The organism is Streptomyces sp. NPDC007084 (assembly GCF_040703595.1).
Lineage (GTDB): Bacteria > Actinomycetota > Actinomycetes > Streptomycetales > Streptomycetaceae > Streptomyces.
Genome location: NZ_JBEYFY010000065.1, coordinates 1 through 11,914, shown reverse-complemented (window position 1 = coordinate 11,914; position 11,914 = coordinate 1). Strand labels below are relative to the sequence as shown.

13 protein-coding genes are annotated in these 11,914 nt (G+C 67.9%); 6 read left to right on the top strand and 7 right to left on the bottom strand.

Annotated elements, in window-relative coordinates; all coding sequences use genetic code 11:
* Positions 1-17: 17 nt before the first annotated feature.
* Positions 18-227 (bottom strand): hypothetical protein, encoded by a 210-nt coding sequence (locus AB0912_RS31355; RefSeq protein WP_366705848.1) that lies wholly within the window; start codon positions 225-227, stop codon positions 18-20.
* Between the two features lie 46 nt (positions 228-273).
* Between AB0912_RS31355 and AB0912_RS31350 the strand changes: the two genes are divergently transcribed.
* A complete protein-coding gene (locus AB0912_RS31350) occupies positions 274-1,188 on the top strand; it encodes a hypothetical protein (RefSeq protein ID WP_366705846.1) in 915 nt (304 codons plus the stop codon).
* Between the two features lie 63 nt (positions 1,189-1,251).
* Here AB0912_RS31350 and AB0912_RS31345 read toward each other — a convergent pair whose 3' ends face one another.
* Both AB0912_RS31345 and AB0912_RS31340 read right to left on the bottom strand, forming a co-directional pair.
* Positions 1,252-1,887 carry an SMI1/KNR4 family protein gene (locus AB0912_RS31345; protein WP_366705844.1) on the bottom strand — a complete coding sequence of 212 codons (636 nt, stop codon included), beginning with the start codon at positions 1,885-1,887 and terminating at the stop codon, positions 1,252-1,254.
* Between the two features lie 735 nt (positions 1,888-2,622).
* On the bottom strand, positions 2,623-2,826 hold the full coding sequence (locus AB0912_RS31340; protein ID WP_366705842.1) for a hypothetical protein: 204 nt from the start codon (positions 2,824-2,826) through the stop codon (positions 2,623-2,625).
* Positions 2,827-3,495: 669 nt separating this feature from the next.
* On the opposite strand from AB0912_RS31340, the gene AB0912_RS31335 reads away from it, so the two are divergent.
* The gene (locus AB0912_RS31335) at positions 3,496-3,873 is read left to right on the top strand and encodes a hypothetical protein (RefSeq protein WP_366705840.1); all 378 of its coding nucleotides are present in this window, start codon (positions 3,496-3,498) and stop codon (positions 3,871-3,873) included.
* Between the two features lie 59 nt (positions 3,874-3,932).
* Here AB0912_RS31335 and AB0912_RS31330 read toward each other — a convergent pair whose 3' ends face one another.
* Positions 3,933-4,430, bottom strand: coding sequence for a hypothetical protein (locus AB0912_RS31330; RefSeq protein WP_366705838.1), 498 nt, complete (start codon positions 4,428-4,430; stop codon positions 3,933-3,935).
* 319 nt (positions 4,431-4,749) lie between these two features.
* Positions 4,750-5,811 (bottom strand): hypothetical protein, encoded by a 1,062-nt coding sequence (locus tag AB0912_RS31325; protein WP_366705836.1) that lies wholly within the window; start codon positions 5,809-5,811, stop codon positions 4,750-4,752.
* 34 nt (positions 5,812-5,845) lie between these two features.
* On the opposite strand from AB0912_RS31325, the gene AB0912_RS31320 reads away from it, so the two are divergent.
* Positions 5,846-6,433: a hypothetical protein gene (locus tag AB0912_RS31320; protein WP_366705834.1), complete on the top strand. Its 588-nt coding sequence runs from the start codon at positions 5,846-5,848 to the stop codon at positions 6,431-6,433.
* A 70-nt stretch (positions 6,434-6,503) separates the two neighbouring features.
* Positions 6,504-7,366, top strand: a protein-coding gene (locus AB0912_RS31315; RefSeq protein ID WP_366705890.1) for an IS5 family transposase whose coding sequence is annotated in 2 segments (ribosomal slippage) — positions 6,504-6,834 and positions 6,834-7,366 — 864 coding nt in all. Because the reading frame shifts where the segments join, the coding sequence is not laid out codon by codon here.
* Positions 7,367-7,381: 15 nt separating this feature from the next.
* On the opposite strand, the gene AB0912_RS31310 is transcribed toward AB0912_RS31315, so the two are convergent.
* Positions 7,382-8,194 (bottom strand): IclR family transcriptional regulator, encoded by an 813-nt coding sequence (locus AB0912_RS31310; RefSeq protein WP_366705832.1) that lies wholly within the window; start codon positions 8,192-8,194, stop codon positions 7,382-7,384.
* A gap of 91 nt (positions 8,195-8,285) precedes the next feature.
* Positions 8,286-9,956: a bifunctional 3-(3-hydroxy-phenyl)propionate/3-hydroxycinnamic acid hydroxylase gene (locus tag AB0912_RS31305; protein ID WP_366705830.1), complete on the bottom strand. Its 1,671-nt coding sequence runs from the start codon at positions 9,954-9,956 to the stop codon at positions 8,286-8,288.
* An 85-nt stretch (positions 9,957-10,041) separates the two neighbouring features.
* Between AB0912_RS31305 and AB0912_RS31300 the strand changes: the two genes are divergently transcribed.
* Both AB0912_RS31300 and AB0912_RS31295 read left to right on the top strand, forming a co-directional pair.
* Positions 10,042-11,025, top strand: coding sequence for an amidohydrolase family protein (locus tag AB0912_RS31300; protein ID WP_366705828.1), 984 nt, complete (start codon positions 10,042-10,044; stop codon positions 11,023-11,025).
* 73 nt (positions 11,026-11,098) lie between these two features.
* On the top strand, positions 11,099-11,914 hold an 816-nt coding region (locus AB0912_RS31295), incomplete at its 3' end, for an aldehyde dehydrogenase family protein (RefSeq protein WP_366705826.1).

Below are 11,914 nucleotides of genomic sequence, written 5' to 3'. Positions count from 1 at the left end.
CGCCGGGGGAAGGGCGGTCACAGGAACAGCCGGTACAGGTAGTAGTCGATGGCGGCGGCGGCCTGCTCGGGCGTGCGCAGGCCGAGGACGATGGGAGGCCCCTGCGAGTCGGCGAGCCCGAAGAGGAGTTGGGCCTCCAGGTCGGGGTCGCGGTCCGGGGCGATGTCGCCGGCTTCTTGGGCCGCGCGGACGAGGCCGGCGAGCACCGCTTCTGCGGCCTTCAACATTTTCGTCGAGACTAAAACGGAGAACAAGGCAACGTTCACAGAACGCATGTCCATCGTTCCCGTTGATATGGATTCTGATCTCGGTGCCGTTTCGCTGGAGTACTGGGATACCCCCTGTACCCCCGACTGTGATGCCACCTACTCCACGAATTGGAGTGACGCAACGTGGACGGGCCTGCTCGACAAGCATTGGGCAAGTGCGACGAAGGCCAACACATGGACGGCGCCGACAGATAGCACTTCCCAGGCGTTCGACCGTGGCGTGTTCTTGAGCTTCAAGGCTGACAGCCCCGAATGGCAGGGCGTCGTTCCGGTCGACAAGCCAGAGGTGGCCCTGTTCGACCAGATCCGGTGTGACAACGGGGTATCAGTCCCGAACTCAACCGGCTGCATTTTTTATAAGCATATCCCGACGTTCACACTGAACGACGCGAAGTACCCTGCCGCGGCCGCCTACTACTGGCTGCTGCGTGAAGAATTGCCGTCGCACCCGGGTAGCAAGAAATACAACACGCCGCTGCACCGGGAAAGAGACGCGGCGGTGCGAACAGCGAACAGGCGGAAGATTTGTCCCGACTCGTACACGCCCACGACGAAGGCGACACCCGAGGCAACCACAAACAGTCCAGACGGACGGCAGTGCGACGAGTACCCGTTCGCTGCAACGAAGGAAAGCGGCGGTCAGTCCATAACGAACGGAGACGAGTGCGTCCAGCTGTATGCCCAGAAGAGCGACAACGACGGAAAATGGCGCATGTATGCGGACGACGACTATGCGCCGCCAACGTGGAAGGAAGTATGCGGCCGCGCTTCCATGTCTGCAAAGCAAAACGAGGCCGCAGGCCGAGGCCTTTCGTCCTTCTACACGAAGGCACGCATGGCTGACAACGACGGCTTCTACATCGCGGCACCGGATCTGGAGAACTGCCGGCCCGATGAGATTTGCGTAGTCACCCCGTAATTACTGACCCGGTTTGGTAGAGCGGCGGTCCGAGGCATCCGTGCTTTGGACCGCCGTTCTGCCTTACCCCCACCTTACGAATGCCTGACTGTCGCTGGAAAGACGCGGTGTCACGGGATCGGCATAGCCAGGAAGGCGCAATTCCGTCCCCTCGGTCAGGGCGCTGAGGAGGTCTCCAAACATGTGCGAAAGACTGTCCCAAACCTTCACCGGCCCGTCCGTGTCCCCGGCGTGCAGACCGTAGAGCACGTTTCCGAACCCGTCTCCACCACGGTGGTCGATGAGGAGCTTGCCTCCGGTGCTGTCCGTCGCGATCGGCACCCATCGGACATGGAACAAGTACCCGTACACCCCGTCATAGATGTCCCGCAGATCGGGGTCCTCCGACTCGTTCTCGTCGACCCATTCAGCGATCGCTTCCTCTTGCGCTCGCTGACCAGCACACATTCCCGCAGCGTTATGCAAGATGAACCCATTGGGGAGAATGATGCCGGGGCCGTCGTGGCCCCTGGTAGCGGTGACTCCGTCATGACGTTGCAGCCACGCCACCAGATCGGGGTGCAGACGGAACCGACGGTCGGCGATGGCATCGATGTCCACCTGCGCTGCCGGCGGGTTCAAAGCGGCTTGGTCCGCTGGCGCGTTGCCCTCCAACCACTCTTCGAGGCGGTCGAGGACAGCATCGAGGTCGTCACTCATGCGACAACCCTACGATCCGCAGATCCGGATCGCCGTGCACCGACGAATGCTGTTGAAGTCTGCGCGCCCTGTCAGCTGCCGGGCAGCAGCCACAGCTGTGTTCGTCGGCGTGCCTCAGCTGCACATAGGGAGACGGGCTGAGCCGAGCGGGAGTTCCAGGAGCGCGGAAACGTCGGCTAACGATCAGGCAGTGCGGCACAGGCGACGGATGTCCTGGTGGATTGCGGTCATCGGGCCCAGCGCGGCTTCGTCCTTGCTGCTGGTGAGGATCAGTGCCTTGAGCTCGACCTGGTAAAGCGGGCGGGCGAGGGCGGAGGTAGCGCGCAGGTGTACGCCATGGTGTTCGGCAAGGCGACGGGGCGGGCGGGCAGTTTCGCTGCGGCGTCGGCGGCTGCAAGCAGAGGCGGGGCGGGGCGTTGGGGACGGCATGGGCATCCCTCGTGAGCGGGGGCGTGACGTGTTCGCGGCGTGGAGGGCGGTGGGCTCTAGGTGCTGCTGGATCCAGTGCGAGTACGCCGGTGCCGGTGCCGTAGGCGAGGCCTCGTACCAGGTGGCCCAGGACCATTCGCAGGACGCGGCGGGGGCGCCGTGGTGCGGGTGGTGGTGCGGAGAGCACAGCGGATGCCGTCATGGGCTCTCCTTGGCGAAGAGGGACTGGGTCGGGTGGCCTGGTGGTGGTGCCTGCGACGACAGTGCCCGTTCCAACGTAGCGGTTGCCGCGGAGTTCACTGACGATCAGGCGGTGTGCGGGCTCGAACTCCAACGCCACAAGTGCGGGATCGCGGCCTCCGCGTCTGGCAGCGGCTTGACCTTGCGGTGCATGGTCTTGTTGCCGGGCCAGACGAGCTCCACCGCGTCCGCGTCCACGCTGACCGTGTCCGCGGCGGCAGCTCCCGTGTCGGTATCCGCCAGGTCGGGCACGACCAGGCCGGAAGGCAAGACGACGTTGACTTCGAAGACCGCCGGCTGAGTCGAGGACGCCGTGCAGCCGAATGCTGACCCGCTGGTGGCGGTTGCCGGGAGCGGCTGACACCACCAGAGGCTCTCCCAGCAGCTGATAGCCGGTCGTGCGGTCCGCGGGCAGCGCCAGGACGTCGGCGAGCAGTTTGGCCACCACGCGTACCGCGTCGGTCGGGCTGCCGATCAGTGCCTGCTCCGCGGCCGGCCGATCTCGGCGACCGGCCATAGCTTCGGGCCGCAAGCCCAACCTGTATGCCCTGGTCAAACCTGGCGTGCCTACCGCATGCTCTCTCATTCGGTTGTTTCACCGTCGCTGCGTTCCGCGGCACATTCCCGCCCCGGCACGCGGCGGGAAGTCTCCAACACTCCCGGGACGACGGGCACGTCGTGAGCTGCTCCGCTGGGAACACATCGGCACCAGGGCCATCATGCGGGAGGTTGCCTCCACCCGCGGGGAACCCGGTGAGACGAGGCGTCCGCCCAGCGTCAAGGCCGGATTTTATGGAGGAGTGAGCATGACGAAGAAGGACGCGTTCGGGTAGGCATGGACGCGGCTGACGGAGTGGCCGGCAGTGATGGCCCCGGAGAGTCTGGCCGCTGTGCGGCCGGGCTGTCGCCAGAGAGGATCTCCCGCCGGAACTGAGCGAGATGTACTCGCATTGTGACGGCGCGCTCCCCACCGAGGCAGGGCGTTTCCTGGTGTCCGGCTGCGGTCTCCTCGGCAGGGACGAGGCCTTGGCGCTGCGCGCGCGTCTGATGTCTTTGGTGGACGGGCCGGATGTGGAGGCCGACTGGTGGCGCCGGAACTGGGTCCCGTGGGCGGCGAACCACGACGGGGCGAGCTGCCTCTTCGTTGACACCGGGCCGGGGCAGCGTCGGTTACTTCTTCAAGGAGCAGGCCGGGAGGCACAACTTTGGCCCTCGCTCACCGCGTTCCTGGTGGCTCTGGTCGACGCCGTGGAGGAGGGCACGCCGTTCTTCGGCGAGACGCCGGCCGTGCACGGCGAAGCCCTCGGTTGGGATTGAGGGCGGGGTCGGTCCCCGGAGGGGTGCCTCCGGAAACCGACCCCCTCACTGCAGCTCGGCTATGGCGTCATGGTGCAACGCACCAACGGCGCCTTCGCGGTACACCCGTCGAATCCGGGGATGTCGACCCAGTAGGAGTCGGAGTCGAGCAGGCGGAAGTACGAGGCGAAGCCGGCGAAGCGGTTCATGGAACCGCCGTTCTGCCACTGTGACATCGAGGAGCGTCCGCAGACCTCCTTGAAGGTGGGAAGCGGATACCGGTCATCGTCGTACAGCTTCCACGTTCCTTGCTGCACCCGGGTGGCGTAGGTCTGCACGCAGGCGTCGCCCGACCCGACCGGGTTACGGCCGTTCATCGCACTGGGCATCCCGGCGGACTGATAGGTCGAGGCGAACGCGTACTCGTCGCAGGACTTGACGTCATCGCCACCCGATCCGACCAGTTCCGGGAGGAGTGTCGTGTCGTCGTGGTACTGGTACGAGCTGGGACAGATAACGTCCCGGTTCTTCTGCGTGGGGCGTCCGAACTGGTTCTTCTTGTCGGGCAGGTAGTTCATCGGCGAGTTGTACTTCTTGGATCCCGCGTGGCTGGGCAGTGCCTCCTGGATGAGCCAGGCATGCGCCGCAGCGGCCGGATATTTCGCCGAGTTGAACTGATAAGTAGGCTGGTACGTGCCGAAGCTGCAGCCTTCAGTGTTCTTGATGGCGAAGTTGTCGCACTGCGGCAGCAGATCCGGCGCATAGATCTTGACAGCGGTCGGACCGGCGACGGGCGTGTAGCCCTGAACCTTCCAGTTGAAGCCGAGGATGTCCCATCCGCGCTCGCTGGAGAAGTTGCTCCAGCGACGCTCCTTGACCGCTGTGGCGATGTGCGGGTCACCAGGCAGCCAGGTGAGCGATGAACTCCACTGCTCGGTTTCGGAGGCGCAGGTATCCGCGTCGAAGTGTGAAGTAGCGGGATTTCTGGTTCAGCTTCACTTGCTGGAACAGGTCGAAGTCCTGCTCGGCGAAGGTGGAGCCGTCTTCGGTGTCGACGGCGATGTATTCGTAGGTGCTGTGGAAGCAGCCTTCGAAACGTGTGTATTTGTGGCTGCCCCGGGTGTTGGTGCACCAGGAGACGATGGGGTCGAAGGTGGAGGCGACCCGAGCGACGTTCTGCCTTGGCGGGGAAAACGGCGGCAGCTTGGTCATCTTGTCCTTGGACGCCACAATTCTGGAGCATCCTGCGATGCCCTTGGCATTGGGTGTCCCGCAGGACCAGCCCTTGCGCTGGTAGGGCTCGGCGTCAGGGTTCACAGCTCGGGACGAGGCACCGGGGCCGGCAGGATCGGGTGGCACGATCTCGTAGTCGGGGGCCTGCATGTCCTGGGCCTTGTTGATGCTGTCCCAGTCCACATTGGGCGCGTCCGGATTCGGCTCCGGCAGAGTGATGTCGACGCCGGAGTGGTGCCCGGGTACGAAGGCGACGGCGTCGAAGGCGATGGCCTCGTCCCCCGTCCCGTTGGCTGCGATGGTGGTGAGTTTGACTTGCGGGACGTTGTTGAAGCGGAAGGCGCCGAGCGGCACCCATCTGTTGGTGCTGCCGTCCAGCGAGATCGTGCAGGTGCGGGTGCCACCGTTCACTGTGATCTCGTACGTGGCCAGATGGGTCTGGGCCCCGTGGTCGGGAAGGTGCACCATGACGGTCGCCTGACTGTCGAGGGACTTGTTGAGTTTCCAGGTGCCGCTGATCTTGAGATGGTTGCCCTGGGCGTCGTCGGCGCGCGTGTGTCCGAACCAGGAGTGGCCGCCGAAGCCGGCGCCAAGTTGGTGGAGATCGACCTTGGAGGGGTAGACGCTCTCGCTGCCGTTGTTGCCGAAGTCGAAGGAGAAGCTTCCGTTGTTCGTCCAGCCGCTGTTGTCGCAGCCGGGCCGGTGAATGGCTGTGCCCTGGGGCACGTCATCGAAGATCAGTGCGCCGGAGGGTAGCCCGGTGACGGTGCACTGCGGCGAGAAGGAGGAAACCGCACGCGAGCAGTGGGAGCAGCGCGGGCTGCTGTTCTCCCGAGTTGACGATTCCGAGCAGGTCGACGGGAGGGCGGCACTCTACCGGGTGGAGGCGCGCCTGCAGGGAAGCCGTTGGGGCGCGTTGAGCGAGGCTGAACGGCGTGTCATGGCGGCACTGGCAGGCCGGGTCACGGCACAGATTGGTGACGCCACGCTGCTGAAGCCCGAAGAGGCACGAACGGCGGCCAGTACCTGGCACATGTACCGGAAGACCGAGCGAGGACCCGGATGGGCTTCACGGCTGTGGGTGCAGGTGGGGGCAGCGGACCTGCACCGGCAGGTGCGCCTGGAAGGACCAGGCACACGCGAGGAAGCTCTGGCCGCGCTTCGCCTGCAGCCGGACCTGAGCGGTGTGGACTTTGACGAGGACCGTCATGACGTGCGGCCAGGCACCGCCTCCGCGCATGCCCTGCGTCCGCGGGATCCTGCTCCCTGGCAGACCCGGGCTATGGGGCTTCCCAGCATGGGAGTATGCGCTGGGGTCATGCTCTTCGGCTGGGTGTTGGCGGGATGAGGTTCTGTCCGGCGGATCATGTGACTTTCTGGCCGGTCGCTCGTTGGTTCGGTCATGAGTCGGGGGGGATCTGACGCATCGCGAGTGGTTGTTCCTGGAGCCGCGTCTGCCTCCTCTGGGTGGCCGGGGCGGCCGGTGGAACGACCACCGCACCGTGATCAACGGGATCCTGTTCCGGATCCGGACCGGTGTACCGTGGCGTGACCTGCCGGAACGCTATGGCTCGTGGAAGACCGTCTACGAACGGCATCGGCGCTGGTCGGCGGACGGCACTTGGGAACGGATCCTGCAGTCGGTCCAGGCCGATGCAGACCTGGCGGGACGGATCGACTGGTCGATGGTCGGCGTCGGCTCGACGTCCTGCCCGGCCCATCAGCACGCGGCCGGCGCGCGCAAGGCCAGGCCGCGGGTCCGGAAAAAAGGTCGACGCCCCGGCACCACCGCCGAGACGAGGGACTCGGACGGTCCCGGGGCGGCCTGACCTGCAAAATTCACCTCGCCGGCGAAGGCGGCTGCCGCCCCATGGCTCTCCTGCTTGCGCCGGGCCAGTGGGGGGACGCCCCGCAGATGGTCGAGATCCTGGACCGGATCCGGGTCCCTCGACCACTGGGCGGACGACCCCGAACCCGGCCGGATCACGTCAGCGGCGACAAGGCATACAGCTCCCCCCGAAACCGCCGCTACCTGCGAAGATGCCACATCCGGCACACGATCCCCGAGCCGAAGCACCAGCGGGCCAACCGGCGGCGCAGAGGCAGAGAGGGCGGCAGGCCCGCCGGCTTCGACCACGACCGCTACCGGCGCAACGAGGTCGAGCGGACCATCAACCGGCTCAAAAACTCCCGCGCCGTCGCGACCCGTTACGACAAGCGGGCTTACGTCTTCCATGGAACCATCACCGCCGCAGCGATCCGGCTCTGGCTCCGTCAATGATCCGCCGAACAGAACCTAGGAGCGCCCCACAGCATGCCCCAGCATCTCCGACATGGTCCGTGTCGCGTTCAGCAGTTCCGTTGTCAGGTGGGGGATGTCCTGGGCTGTGGGGGCTCGTGTCGGCATGACCAGGGTGACGACCAGGGGGAAGGAGTCGCCCGCGGTGAAGACCGGTGCCGCCAGGGACGTGACGCCCGGGATGACGCCGCCGGCGGTGGTCGCCACCCCCTCGCGGCGCACCTCCTCCTTGATCCGGGCGGCCGTTTCACGGGTCGCCGCGTCCAGGGGGTCCGTCTGCGACTGCGCGCACAGCACCGGCTCGGTGATCTGGTCGGGCAGGTGTGCGAGGAACGCTCCGCCCATCGCCGAGTTCAGCAGCGGCATGGTGGCGCCGACCCGCACCGTGATCGGCAGGGCGTGCGCACCGTACTCCCAGCGCACCACGACGGGTCCGTGGTCGCCCCACACCGCCAGGTTGACCGCGTGCGACGTGCGGTCCCGCAGGCCGGTCAAGTGCTCGCTCACCAGGGCTACTTCGTCCATCCTGCGCAGTGACTCCACGCCGAGCCGTCGCATGGCCGGGCCCATGTCGTACCGTCCGGAGCTGGGTGACTGGGCGACGAGGCCGACCCGGGCGAGGCTGACGAGGTAGCGGTGGGCCTTGCTCGGCTGCATGCCGGCGGCGGTGGCGAGCTGGGTCAGGCTCATCGGGCCCCGCCCCTCCTCCAGGGCCAGCAGGACCGTCATCGCGAGTTCCACGGACTGGATGCCCTGGCGGGCCGGTGACGCCTCGCCGGTCTCGGGTTCTGGGGGACGCTGGTTTCTCACAGCGGCGATCATAGTTACCGGCCGTAGTGAGCGGTCGTCCTGAACGGTTCGGCCTCCCTTCCGGGAGCGTGACGACGCGGACGACGCGGGCTCAGGCATCCGATCCCGCCTCGGCCGGCACGGTGTCGCCGCGCACCACGGTCAGCAGTTCCCCGGCCAGGACGGTCACCGCTTCGGGGCCGTTCGCCGTGCCGTAGACGTAGAAGTCGGGGCGGATCAGCACGGCCGAGCAGCCCAGTTCGGCGAACCAGTCGTGGTAGGTGCCGTGGACGTCGTGGACGACGGTCGCCCGCTGGTGGGCGGCCGGCTGTTCGCCGCGTACGGCGAGTGCGGCGACGCGTACTCCCGTGCCGGCCAGTTCGTCGAGCAGGCCGGTCTGTTCCAGGGCTTCCACGTGATCGGCCGCGAGGAGGAGGTGGAAGCCGGGGCCCAGGATCTGGTCGAGGCGGTCGCGGCGGGTGCCGTCGTCCACCACGCCCTGCACCGACAGGTGCCCCCGGCCGGCGCCCGACACCTGCGCGAACAGGCCCTCGGCGAGGGACGGCAGACGCACCGCCTCGGGCGCCTTCGCCTCGGCTCGGCGGGCCAGCAGGAGCCGGTCGCGCTCTTCCGCCCGTGCCGGGTCGCGCAGGGTCTGCAGGTGGCCGAGTTCGATGCCCTTCTCGGTGACCGCGCGCACATGCGGCTCGCGTTCCTGCTGATACGTGTCGAGGACGGTGTCCGGCGTGTGGTTGCGCAGGACCAGGTCCAGCTTGAACGCGAGGTTCTGCGCGTCGCGGAAGCCCGAGCACATGCCCTGGCCGAGGAAGGGCGGCATCTGGTGGGCGGCGTCGCCGGCGAGCAGCACCCGGCCGGCTCGCCAGTCGTGCGCGATGAGCGATCTGAAGGTGTAGGTGGCGACCCGGATGAGGTCGGCGTCGTCGGGGGTGAGGTAGGGCGCGACGCGCTTCCAGACGCGCTGTGGGTCGCGTTCGGTCGGGAAGTCCTCCGCCGAGTCGAGCATGAAGCTGAAGCGGTGGTGGTCGGGGCCGAGCGAGATGATCGAGGTGGGGCCGCTCGGATCGCCGAGCTGGAGGGCGGGCGGCACCGCCGTCGGGCGGCGGAAGCGGAAGTCGCACACCATCCACGGTTCGGAGAAGCCGTAGTCGTGCGTCCCGACGCCGAGGGCGGACCGTACGAAGCTGTTGCCGCCGTCGCAGCCGACGACGTACCGGGCGTGTGTGGTCTCCCGTCCGTCGGGGCCCTCGGTGGTGAGCGTGACGTGGTCCGGGTGCTGTTCGAGGGCGACGACGGTGTGCGCGTGCCGGACGTCCACCCCGGGTGTCGACCGGCAGACGCCGTCCAGGGCGGCCTCCAGGTCCGGCTGGTACATCATGTGCCACTCGGCCCAGCCGCTCCGTCCGGTCGCGGCGAAGTGCTGCTCGATCAGCAGGTCGCCGTCGCGGTTGCGCCACTCGTAGGTGGGCTGCACCCGTACGCGGGGCAGCAGTTCGTCGGCGACGCCCAGGCGTGCGAGGGTGCGCATCGTCTCGTCGTCGAAGCTGGCCGCCCGCGGCAGGTTGTACAGGCCCGCGTACCGCTCGAACACCCGGACCCGGTGGTCGGCCCGCCCCAGCAGGCCCGCCGTCACCATGCCCACCGGCCCGTAGCCCACCACGGCCACGTCCACCGGCACCACGGCCACGTCCACCGGCACCACGGCCACGTCCACCGGCGCCGCGGCCGGGTCCGGCTCCGCCGCGCTGTCCCCGGCGTCTGTCATCGGGTACCTCCATCTGTTCGCACGCTCCAGAGGGTTGACACTCACGGAACGTAGGTTTCACCATCCATGAAGTCAATGCATATACGTGAAACTCGAAAGTGGGGTCGCGATGCGGACCATCGGGCTTGAGGAGCATTTCGTCACGCCGGAACTGGTGGGCTACGGCGCCTCGTCGGCCTCGATCATCCAGCCGGAGAAGTGGCGCGAAGCGTCCCGGCGGCTGCTCGACCTCACCGGGGAGCGCCTCGCGGAGATGGACGCCGCGGGCCTCGACACCCAGGTCCTGTCCCTCAACGCCCCGGGAATCCAGGCCGAGTCGGACGCCGCGACCGCGGTCGCCCGGGCGGCCGCGGTCAACGACCTGCTCGCCTCGGTGGTGGCGGACCACCCCGGCCGTTTCGCCGGATTCGCCGCGCTGCCGTTGCAGGATCCACAGGCCGCGGCGAAGGAGTTGGAGCGCGCCGTCTCCCAACTGGGCCTGTGCGGCGCGCTGGTGAACGCGCACACCCAGGGCCGCTACCTGGACGACCCGGCACTGCGTGTGGTGTGGGAGCGTGCCGAGGGGCTGGACGTACCCCTGTATCTGCATCCGGCCAACGGTGTCGGCACCCCGCACGTCATCGAGGGGCATCCCGAACTCGTCGGACCCATGTGGAGTTGGGGCACGGAGACCGCGACGCACTTCCTGCGCCTGGTCTTCGGCGGCGTTCTCGACGACTTCCCGCGCGCCAAGGTGCTGTTGGGGCACATGGGCGAGGGTCTGCCGTACATGCTGTGGCGGCTGGACTCGCGGTGGGACTACCACCATCACCACGGGGTCGAACTCGCCCTGGGCCGGCCGTCGGAGTACGTCCGGCGCAATCTGTACATCACCACCAGCGGCGTCTGTTCGGCTCCGCCGCTGCTGTGCGCGCTGCTCGCCCTGGGCGCGGACCACATCCTCTTCGGCACGGACCATCCCTTCGAGGACATGGCGGCGGCCACCGCGTTCCTGCGGACCGCGCCCGTCAGCGAGGCGGACCGGGCGAAGATCGCCCACCTCAACGCCGAGCGGCTGCTCGGCCTCTAGACCCGGTTCCAGCACACCCATCCCTCCCGCAGAACCCCCTCCAGGCAACCCGCACAGAGCAAGGAGTCCCGGCATGAGCGACGAGACATCGGTACGGCACTGGATCGACGGCGCGTGGGTCGGCTTCGCCCGTACGCGCGAGAGCATCGACCCCGCCACGGGCGAGGTCATCGGGACGTACGCGGACGCCGACGCCGAGGTGGGCCGGCGCGCCGTCGACGCGGCCGACCGGGCGTTCCGGGACGGCACATGGCGCCTGGACCCGATGCTGCGGGCGACCGCGCTGAGCCGTCTCGCCGACGCCTATGACGCCCGGATGGGGGAAGTGATCGCGACCCTGTGCCAGGAGAACGGCAAGCTCCGGCACGAGGCGGGCTTCGAGGCGCACTTCATCCTGCGCGCGCTGCGGTTCGCGGCCGGTCTGGCCGTTCAGCCCCACGGCCGGGTCACCGACACCCAGCCGGGCCGGATGGCGATGTCGATCCGGCAGCCCGTCGGCGTCGCGGGGATCGTGGTGCCGTGGAACTCTCCCGCCTATCTGTGCGTCCGCGCGCTCGCCCCCGCGCTCGCGGCGGGCTGTACGGCCGTGGTGAAGATGCCTGGGCAGGCGGCCCGGACGGCGGCGCTGATGAGCGAGATCCTCGCCTCGGTCGCCGAGTTGCCGAGCGGCGTGGTGAACGTCGTCGTCGAGTCGGGCTCCGACGTCGCACGGCTGCTGGTCGAATCGCCCCGGGTGCCGGTGATCAGCTTCACCGGCAGTACCGCCACCGGGCGTCTGGTCGCCCAGGCCGCCGCGTCCCGGTTCAAGAGGGTGGGGCTGGAGCTGGGCGGGAAAACGCCGCATCTGGTGTTCGCGGACGCCGACACGGAGGCCGCCCTCGCCACGGCC

What these genes read in the sequence shown, in the direction of transcription:
- AB0912_RS31350 (WP_366705846.1), top strand. Translation starts at nt 274, where the DNA reads ATGTCCATCGTTCCCGTTGATATGGATTCTGATCTCGGTGCCGTTTCG.
- AB0912_RS31335 (WP_366705840.1), top strand. Translation starts at nt 3,496, where the DNA reads ATGTACTCGCATTGTGACGGCGCGCTCCCCACCGAGGCAGGGCGTTTC.
- AB0912_RS31330 (WP_366705838.1), bottom strand. Translation starts at nt 4,430, where the DNA reads ATGAACTACCTGCCCGACAAGAAGAACCAGTTCGGACGCCCCACGCAG.
- AB0912_RS31355 (WP_366705848.1), bottom strand. Translation starts at nt 227, where the DNA reads ATGTTGAAGGCCGCAGAAGCGGTGCTCGCCGGCCTCGTCCGCGCGGCC.
- AB0912_RS31305 (WP_366705830.1), bottom strand. Translation starts at nt 9,956, where the DNA reads ATGACAGACGCCGGGGACAGCGCGGCGGAGCCGGACCCGGCCGCGGCG.
- AB0912_RS31345 (WP_366705844.1), bottom strand. Translation starts at nt 1,887, where the DNA reads ATGAGTGACGACCTCGATGCTGTCCTCGACCGCCTCGAAGAGTGGTTG.